This is a genomic window from Devosia sp., from assembly GCF_040509215.1.
Classification (GTDB): Bacteria; Pseudomonadota; Alphaproteobacteria; order Rhizobiales; family Devosiaceae; genus Devosia.
This window is the reverse complement of record NZ_JBEVLL010000322.1, coordinates 1-7,557: the sequence shown is the minus strand read 5'-3', so window position 1 is coordinate 7,557 and position 7,557 is coordinate 1. Positions and strand designations below refer to the sequence as shown.

The following is a 7,557-nucleotide window of genomic DNA, read 5'->3' as shown; positions in this document are numbered from 1 at the left end:
CAAACGACCGGGCCTTTTTGCATTCAACGGGTGAAGGGGAAGAGCGCCCGCAATTTCGGCTCGCGCAACCAAAGCGCCACCCAGGCCAGGGTGCCGAGGTAGATGCTGAAGAGCGTGTGGCTGAAGAGCGGATTGTCGACCCGCAGATTGGCTGCCAATGCAGCGCCAAGCAGCGCCGTCATCAGCACGGCGCCAAGCAGGGCTGTCCGCGGTATGATGTAGAGGACCGCCACGACGACCTCGATAATGCCGATCAGCAGAAGGTACTTTGCTGGCCAGCCCACAACCTCCAGCGGTTCAAGCGCCAGCGGTGAATTGATGAGTTTGGGTGCAGCCGAAGCCCCCAGAAGAAAGAGCGTCACCAGCGCGCTCAATACCCAACCAGTCCTGATCATTTTTGCCTCCTGCGGTTCCGTCATCGTCCGCTCGTTTCTGCGACGAAGCGATGCGGCGGATTTCGACAGGCGCTGACAGAGATCTATCTCGATCAGCTCGCCGCGCCAAAGCGCTGACTGTGCTCCGGTCGCCAACCCGCATCGCTTTTTTCGGCATGGTCAAGCGCCTGTTCCGGCAGCATCGGTCGCCCGAACAGATAGCCCTGCATCACCGTGCCACCGAGACCGGCAAGAGCTTCGAGCTGAGCCTCGGTCTCGATCCCCTCGAAAACGCAGGACATGCCGAGGTTGCGGCAAAGATCGACCATGGTTTTGACGATTGCGCGGCTGGTTGGGTCGCTCGTCACTTCGGCAACAAAGCTGCGATCGATCTTGATCCGGTGCAGCGGCAGGCGCTGGACGTGGGTGAGGCTCGAATGTCCGGTGCCAAAATCGTCGAGCGCGATCCGCCCGCCAAGGCTCAGGAGGCGCGAAAGGGCATCCCTGGCCTGATCGAGATCGCGCATGATGGCCGTTTCGGTGATCTCGAAATCGACGCGGCTCGGGCGCGGCGCGGCCTCCACCTGCGCGATGACGGCGTCGATGGCGGCAGGCGAGCCAATGTCGTTGGCCGAAAGATTGACCGAGAGCCGCATGCGCCGCGGAAGCTGCTCGCTGACTGCCAGCGCCTTGCGCAGCACGATCTGGGTAATCTTTCCGATCTGTCCCATGCGTTCGGCCATGGGAATGAACTCGGCCGGCGACACTTCGCCCAGCGTCGGGCTGCGCCAGCGCGCCAGAACCTCGAAGCCGGTCGTCTCGCCGATGGCGATGTCGAATTGCGGCTGCAGCAGAATATAGATCTCTTCATCGAGATCGGAGGTATGCAGCAGATGCTCCATGCGCCGGATCTGTCGCAGGTCATGCGCGTCGATAGCCGAGAACACCATGGTGCCGCCGCGCGCGTCGCGCTTGGCGAGCCATCCGGCATAGTCGGCATGATCGAACAGGGTTTCCGGCGTGTCCTCTGGTCCCGATGCCGCAAAGCCGATGGAGGCAGTGACGTGGGTCGTGCCCGACGAGAGCTTGATCGGTCGCCCGATTGCCTCGCAAAGACGTTGGCCGAGACGTTCCAGATTTGGTCCTGCCGAATTCTCGGTCAGGATCACCGCAAAATTGTCGCTGTCGAGGCGTGCGAGGAAGGACGAAAACGGCCTCGCCGCGTCGATCCGCTGCGCGACCTCTATCAGAACCCGGTCGCCCATGACCTGGCCAAAAACCTCATTCACGGCCTTGAAGCCATCGAGATTGAGCCGCGCGACGGCGATTGTCCTGCCGCCGGCCTTGGCTTCATCCAGTGCTCTTGCCAGTTCGTTCTGGAACGACCGGCGATTGGGCACGCCGGTCAGGCTATCGAGCCAGGCGAGGCGGTGGTTTTCGTCGAGCAGTTCCTGGGTCTGCTCCTGCTTTCGCGCCATTTCCTGGCGCGAGGCAACAAGCCCGGTAAAACCGCGATAGTTGTCGAAGAGAATTATCGCGAGCGTCGCCGTCACCAGGACCATGTTCAGCGCGATCGCTATGAAGACCGGTTGTCCCGTCATGACGAAGAAGGTCGTGAAGGGGACGAGAACGCAGGCGCTGACCGCTACGGCCGCCTTGCGCACATTGAGCAGGCAGAACATGCAGCCGATCGTGGTGATGGCCATGAAGAAGGCGACGTGTGCCTGCTGCAGCGCGTTTCCATAGGGGTAGAGATTAAGCGCCCAACTGGCAAAGCCAACGGCGATGATCGGGCCCAGAACCACCATGGACCTGATGTCGCGCCGAGCCCGCTCCGGGGTAAGCGTTGCGCTGTCGCCGCGTATCCAACGCAGGATGCGCAAGGCGCAGAGCAGGGTGAAGACCCCTGGAATGGCCACGGTAAGAACGAGGGGCGCGCTGGAAAAATGCGTGGCGGCCAGGATGATCATGTCCGCCACCAGCATGGCGTACATCAGCGGCACTTGCCGCCTAAGCGCATGCCATTGGGCGAGCGACAGTTCTGCCGACCCTGGAGATTCAAAAATGACGCGGCCCAGGCGCCGGAATACTGACATGGCACTGCCCTTTGTGTGACAAGCCTAAGCCTAGATTTCCTAATAGATCAGTAAATCTGCCATGATGGTCGCCTTTGGCGTCAAATTTCGCATTCGCAACGATGCAATAGACCGCAAAAAACCTTTCCTGGCCCATTGGAAGGCGCCGCGCTTCCCGCTACAAACGCCTCCGAAATCGATTTCGGTAGTTGATTTGCGACTGCCAGAGGTGCCGGCTGCGGCTGGCAGGAGGACGACTTGACCATTGTGAGCTTCAACACCGCGCTTGATCTCAGCGGCCCCTATGGCCTGACCGCGCCGTCGCGCAATATCACCACGGCAATCACCCTGCCGGGCGACGTCCACGGCGCACTCCTCGCCACCGATCTCATCCCCGATCCTTATTTCGGCGAGAACGAAAAGGTCGTGATGTGGGTGGGCGAGACGGAGTGGCATGTCGAGCGCCGCTTCGACGCTTCGGCGGCCGATATCGACGGCTACCTGACGCTGACGCTCTCGGAAGTCGACTGCATCGCCACCATTCTGCTCAATGGCGAAGTCGTTGCCCGCACCGACAATAGCTTTGTCCGTAACGATATCGACGTCACCGGCAAGGTGCATCAGGGCGAGAACAGCCTGCGCATCGAGTTCGGTGTGGCGCCCGATGTCGCCAAGGCGCGTTCCGACGCCCATCCCTTCCCGATCCCCTTCACCTACAATTACCAGACCAACGGGTTGAAGGGCATCCACATGAACTTCATCCGCAAGGCGGCGTGCCATGCGGGTTGGGATTGGGGTATCTGCACTATGCCCGTCGGCGTCTATGGGACGATGAGCCTGCGCAAATCGCGCCTCGCCCGTCAGGACAGCGTCGAGGTCGAACAGACCCACGGCGCCAATTCGGTTGAGCTCTCGATCAAGGCCCGCGTCTTCGCCTTTGCCCATGGCGAGGTCGAACTCGAACACACGATCGACGGCCAGACCATCACCGACAAGGTCTCCGTCCAGAAGGGCGAAAACGTCTTCACCCACAATCTGACGATCCACAGTCCCAAGATCTGGTGGCCGTCAGGGCAGGGCGCCCAGCCGCTTTACGAGCTGACGACGAACCTCGAAGGCGAAGTCACGACCCGCAAGATCGGGCTGCGAAAGCTTGAATGGATCATCGAGAAGGACGAGATTGACCACTCGTTCAAGTGCCGCATCAATGGCCGCGACATCACCATGATGGGCGCCAACTGGATTCCGGCCGACGCCATTCCCTCGCGCGTCACCCCCGCAGTCATTCGCGATCTGCTCGAGAGCGCCAAGGCCGCCAATATGAACATGCTCCGCATCTGGGGTGGCGGTCAGTATGAGTCGGACTATTTCTACGAGCTCTGCGACGAACTCGGGATCCTCCTCTGGCACGATTTCATGTTCTCCTGCATGAGCTATCCGTCCGATCGCGACTTCCTCGCCTCGGTCGAGACCGAGATCACCCAGCAGGTGCGCCGCCTCAGCTACCACGCCTCCATCGCCCTCTGGTGCGGCGACAATGAAGTCATCGGTTCGCTCCACTGGTACCCTGAGACCAAGGCGGCGCCGGAGCGCTATGTCGCCAATTACGACCGGCTCAATTCCATGCTGCACCGGATCGTCGAGGACGAAGACCCGTCTCGTCGCTTCTGGCCGTCCTCGCCCTCGCTTGGTTACATGGATTTCTCCGACGGCTGGCACTCCGACACCCGCGGCGACCTCCACTATTGGGACGTCTGGCACTCGGCCAAGAGCTTTGACGCCTATCGCTCGGTCAATCCGCGCTTTGCCTCCGAGTTCGGCTTCCAGTCCTTCACCTCGATGAATGTCATCGAGACCTTCTCGGAAGAAAAGGACCGCAATCCGTCGTCCCCGGTCATGGAAAACCACCAGCGCAACAATGGCGGCAATGCCCGCATCATCGAGACGATGACGCGCTATTTCCGCTTCCCGCGCGATTTCGACCAGATGGTGTTCCTGTCTCAGATCCAGCAGGGCCTCGCCATCAAGACCGCCATCGAATACTGGCGCTCTACCAAGCCGCGCTGCATGGGCACGCTCTATTGGCAGATCAACGACATCTGGCCAGTGGCGAGCTGGTCGAGCCTCGACTATGGCGGGCAGTGGAAGCTGATGCACCACATGGCCAAGCGCTTCTTCCGCCTCGTCAACGTCGTCGCCGTGCCCAATGCCGACGGCTCCGAGATCATCCTCAAGGGGATCAACGACACCGGCCGCCCGGTCTCGATCGCTCTCGAGGTTATCGCTGCCAAAGTCACTGGCGAGAGCCGCGTCATCTTCTCCGGCAACAGCGCCCTCAGCGCCGATGCCGCCATCGGTGTCACGACTATCGCCGGTGCGGACCTGGCCGCAGACGAATTCCTCTACTTCACCTGGAAGGATGCATCCGGCGCGGTCCTGGGCGAAAACGACTATTTCCCCAAGCCCTACAAGGCTTACGAGTTGGTGCAGCCATCGGTCTCCACCTCCTGGTCGGATCGGAATGGTCAGGCCGTGCTGACGCTTTCGAGCGACAAGCCCGCCTTCTTCGCCACGGCGTCAGTCGATGTGCCCGGCTATTTCTCGGACAATGCCGTGACGCTACTGCCCGGCCGCCCCGTGGAACTGACCTTCATTCCGCGTCATGGCGCTGAGGTCACCGCATCCGACCTGTCCGCGTCGCTCTCCGTGCGGAATCTGGCCGAGACGTTCTAAGCGCCGTCTCTTCCATACTAGAGCATTGACTTGGCGGTCCCCATCGCGCATCGGTGCGGGACCGCCTTTTTTCTTCCTGCCCGGACCAGCCATGTCTCGCCCCCGTATTCTCGGCACGCTTTTGTTCCTTGCCGGATATGGGGTCGCCTGATGGCATCGACGGTTTCCCCAATCGAGAGCCGCTCAAACCTGGGCATCGGCCTTGTGCTGATGTCCCAACTCGTCCTTCTCGTTCTCGATATTTCGGCCAAGTGGTTGTCCGTCGAGGGCATGGCGACGACGCAGATCGTCTTCATGCGCTATGCTACGCATCTCACGCTCCTGCTGCTGCTCTTCCTGCCGGTCAGTGGTTTCACCGTGATGAAGAGCAACAACTGGAAGCTGGAAGTCCTGCGCGGCACTTGCCTCCTCGGGACGACCGGGCTTAACTTTCTGGCCATGCGCTATCTGCCGCTTACGGTTACCAGCGCCATCCTCTTCACCTCCCCATTGCTGATCTGTGCCATGTCGGGCCCGCTTCTGGGCGACAAGGTTGGCTGGCGTCGCTGGCTTGCCATCGGCGTCGGCTTCATCGGCATTTTGGTGATCGTGCGCCCCGGCTCCGAGGCTTTCCAGCCGACGGCTCTGCTGAGCGTCGGCGCCGCATTCTTCCTGGCGCTGTTTTCCATCCTCACCCGCAAACTGGCGGGCGTCGACAGCGCCTCGACCCAACAGTTCTTTGCGGGCGCAACGCCGGTCATCCTGCTGACGCCGGTGGCCTTTACCGACTGGGTCTGGCCGACACAGCCGATTTCGTGGGTCGCCTTCCTCATCATGGGCGCCGCGGGACTCGGCGGGCACTTCCTCAATTCAATGGCTCATCGCTTTGCGACGCCGGCCATCCTTGCCCCGTTCAGCTATCTCAGCCTGCTCTACCTAGCCATCGCCAGTTGGTTGATCTTCAACCAGCCACCCGATCAGTGGTTTATTCTCGGGGCTGCCATCATCATATCGAGCGGCCTCTACATCTGGCTGCGCGAGCGTCAGCTCGCCAAGCCCGACGTCACGCCCGTCAACGAGCCGGCTTAGGGACCTCCTGCTCGATCTCCTTGAGTGGCTCCGCCGTTGGCGCCAATCCATGGGTAATCAATCGCGCGCTACGCTGGCCGGTCAGGTAAATCCAAAGCCAGCTCATGGCGACGAAGATGCGGTTCTTCACATCGACGAGGAAATAGATGTGGGCGATGCCCCACACCCACCAGGCAAACCACCCCTTGAGCGCAAGCCAGCCGAAATCGATCACCGCTGCCTGCTTGCCAATCGTCGCCAGATCGCCAGCATGATCGTAGGCAAACGGCGCCCTTGTGCTGTCTCCTGCGACCTGCCTCAGCACTGCGCGAGCCGCATGGGCGCCGGCCTGCTTGGCTGCGGGAGCCACGCCCGGCACCGGCTTGCCATCTGGCTTGGCTATGCTCGCCGTGTCGCCGACAACGAAAATCTCGGGATGTCCGGGCACCGAGAGATCCGGTTCGACCTTCACCCGCCCCGACCGATCCGCCTCAGCGCCCAGCCATTTTGCCGCCGGCGAAGCCGCAACCCCCGCTGCCCAGATGACAGTCTTGGTTGCGAGGCGCTTTTCGCCGAACGTGACGCCGTCTTCATCGATCGCCTTGACCATCTGCCCGAGTTCAACCTCGACACCGAGATCTTCGAGCGACTTCAGGGCGTAGGCCGATAGCTCCGGCTTGAAATTGAGAAGCACGCGATCCGCGCCTTCGATGAGCACCACGCGCAGGTCTTCCGGTGCAATGGTCTGGAACTGCCCGGCAAGGCTCGCGCGACCGAGCTCGCTGATCGCCCCGGCCATTTCGACGCCGGTCGGCCCCGCGCCGATGATCGCAAAGGTCAGCAGCGCCCGGCGCTTCCGTGGATCAAATTCGCGCTCTGCAGCCTCGAAGGCCAGCAGCAATTTCCGGCGGATCGCGGTGGCGTCCTCGAGCGTCTTGAGCCCAGGCGCAAACTCTTCCCACTGGTCATTGCCGAAATAGGCATGCTGCGCGCCTGTGGCGATGACCAGGCTGTCGTACCGCTCCGGCGCGCCATCCTCGATCAGCACTTGTCTGTTGGCGACATCGATGCCGGTCACCGTGGCCATGATCACCCGCGTATTTCGCTGGTTGCGCAGGATATGGCGGATGGGCCAGGCGATTTCCGAGGGGCTCAGCGATGCCGTCGCCACCTGGTAGAGGAGAGGCTGGAACAGGTGATGGTTGCGCCGGTCGATCAGCAGCACTTCGACATCGGCACGCGCCAGTGCTTGCGCCGCCGCTATGCCGCCAAAACCGCCGCCAATGATTACGATGCGGTGCTTCGGCTCTGCCATATCGGCCTCCATG

General features: G+C 61.7%; 5 protein-coding genes. 2 read left to right on the top strand and 3 right to left on the bottom strand.

Going from position 1 to position 7,557, the window contains the following annotated elements; all coding sequences use genetic code 11:
- Positions 1-23: 23 nt before the first annotated feature.
- Together ABW043_RS17900 and ABW043_RS17895 are read right to left on the bottom strand one after the other, a co-directional pair.
- Entirely contained in the window at positions 24-395 is a 372-nt protein-coding gene (locus ABW043_RS17900; protein ID WP_353922554.1) for a DoxX family protein, read from the bottom strand.
- 92 nt (positions 396-487) lie between these two features.
- A complete protein-coding gene (locus ABW043_RS17895) occupies positions 488-2,470 on the bottom strand; it encodes a putative bifunctional diguanylate cyclase/phosphodiesterase (RefSeq protein WP_353922553.1) in 1,983 nt (660 codons plus the stop codon).
- A 246-nt stretch (positions 2,471-2,716) separates the two neighbouring features.
- On the opposite strand from ABW043_RS17895, the gene ABW043_RS17890 reads away from it, so the two are divergent.
- Both ABW043_RS17890 and ABW043_RS17885 read left to right on the top strand, forming a co-directional pair.
- A complete protein-coding gene (locus ABW043_RS17890) occupies positions 2,717-5,182 on the top strand; it encodes a beta-mannosidase (protein ID WP_353922556.1) in 2,466 nt (821 codons plus the stop codon).
- A 150-nt stretch (positions 5,183-5,332) separates the two neighbouring features.
- On the top strand, positions 5,333-6,250 hold the full coding sequence (locus ABW043_RS17885; RefSeq protein ID WP_353922552.1) for a DMT family transporter: 918 nt from the start codon (positions 5,333-5,335) through the stop codon (positions 6,248-6,250).
- On the opposite strand, the gene ABW043_RS17880 is transcribed toward ABW043_RS17885, so the two are convergent.
- Positions 6,234-7,544: an NAD(P)/FAD-dependent oxidoreductase gene (locus tag ABW043_RS17880; RefSeq protein ID WP_353922555.1), complete on the bottom strand. Its 1,311-nt coding sequence runs from the start codon at positions 7,542-7,544 to the stop codon at positions 6,234-6,236. The two genes, ABW043_RS17885 and ABW043_RS17880, sit on opposite strands and share 17 nt — an antisense overlap.
- Positions 7,545-7,557 lie beyond the last annotated feature (13 nt).

Coding starts and splice junctions, on each gene's coding strand:
- ABW043_RS17885 (WP_353922552.1), top strand. CDS start 5,333: ATGGCATCGACGGTTTCCCCAATCGAGAGCCGCTCAAACCTGGGCATC.
- ABW043_RS17895 (WP_353922553.1), bottom strand. CDS start 2,470: ATGTCAGTATTCCGGCGCCTGGGCCGCGTCATTTTTGAATCTCCAGGG.
- ABW043_RS17880 (WP_353922555.1), bottom strand. CDS start 7,544: ATGGCAGAGCCGAAGCACCGCATCGTAATCATTGGCGGCGGTTTTGGC.
- ABW043_RS17900 (WP_353922554.1), bottom strand. CDS start 395: ATGATCAGGACTGGTTGGGTATTGAGCGCGCTGGTGACGCTCTTTCTT.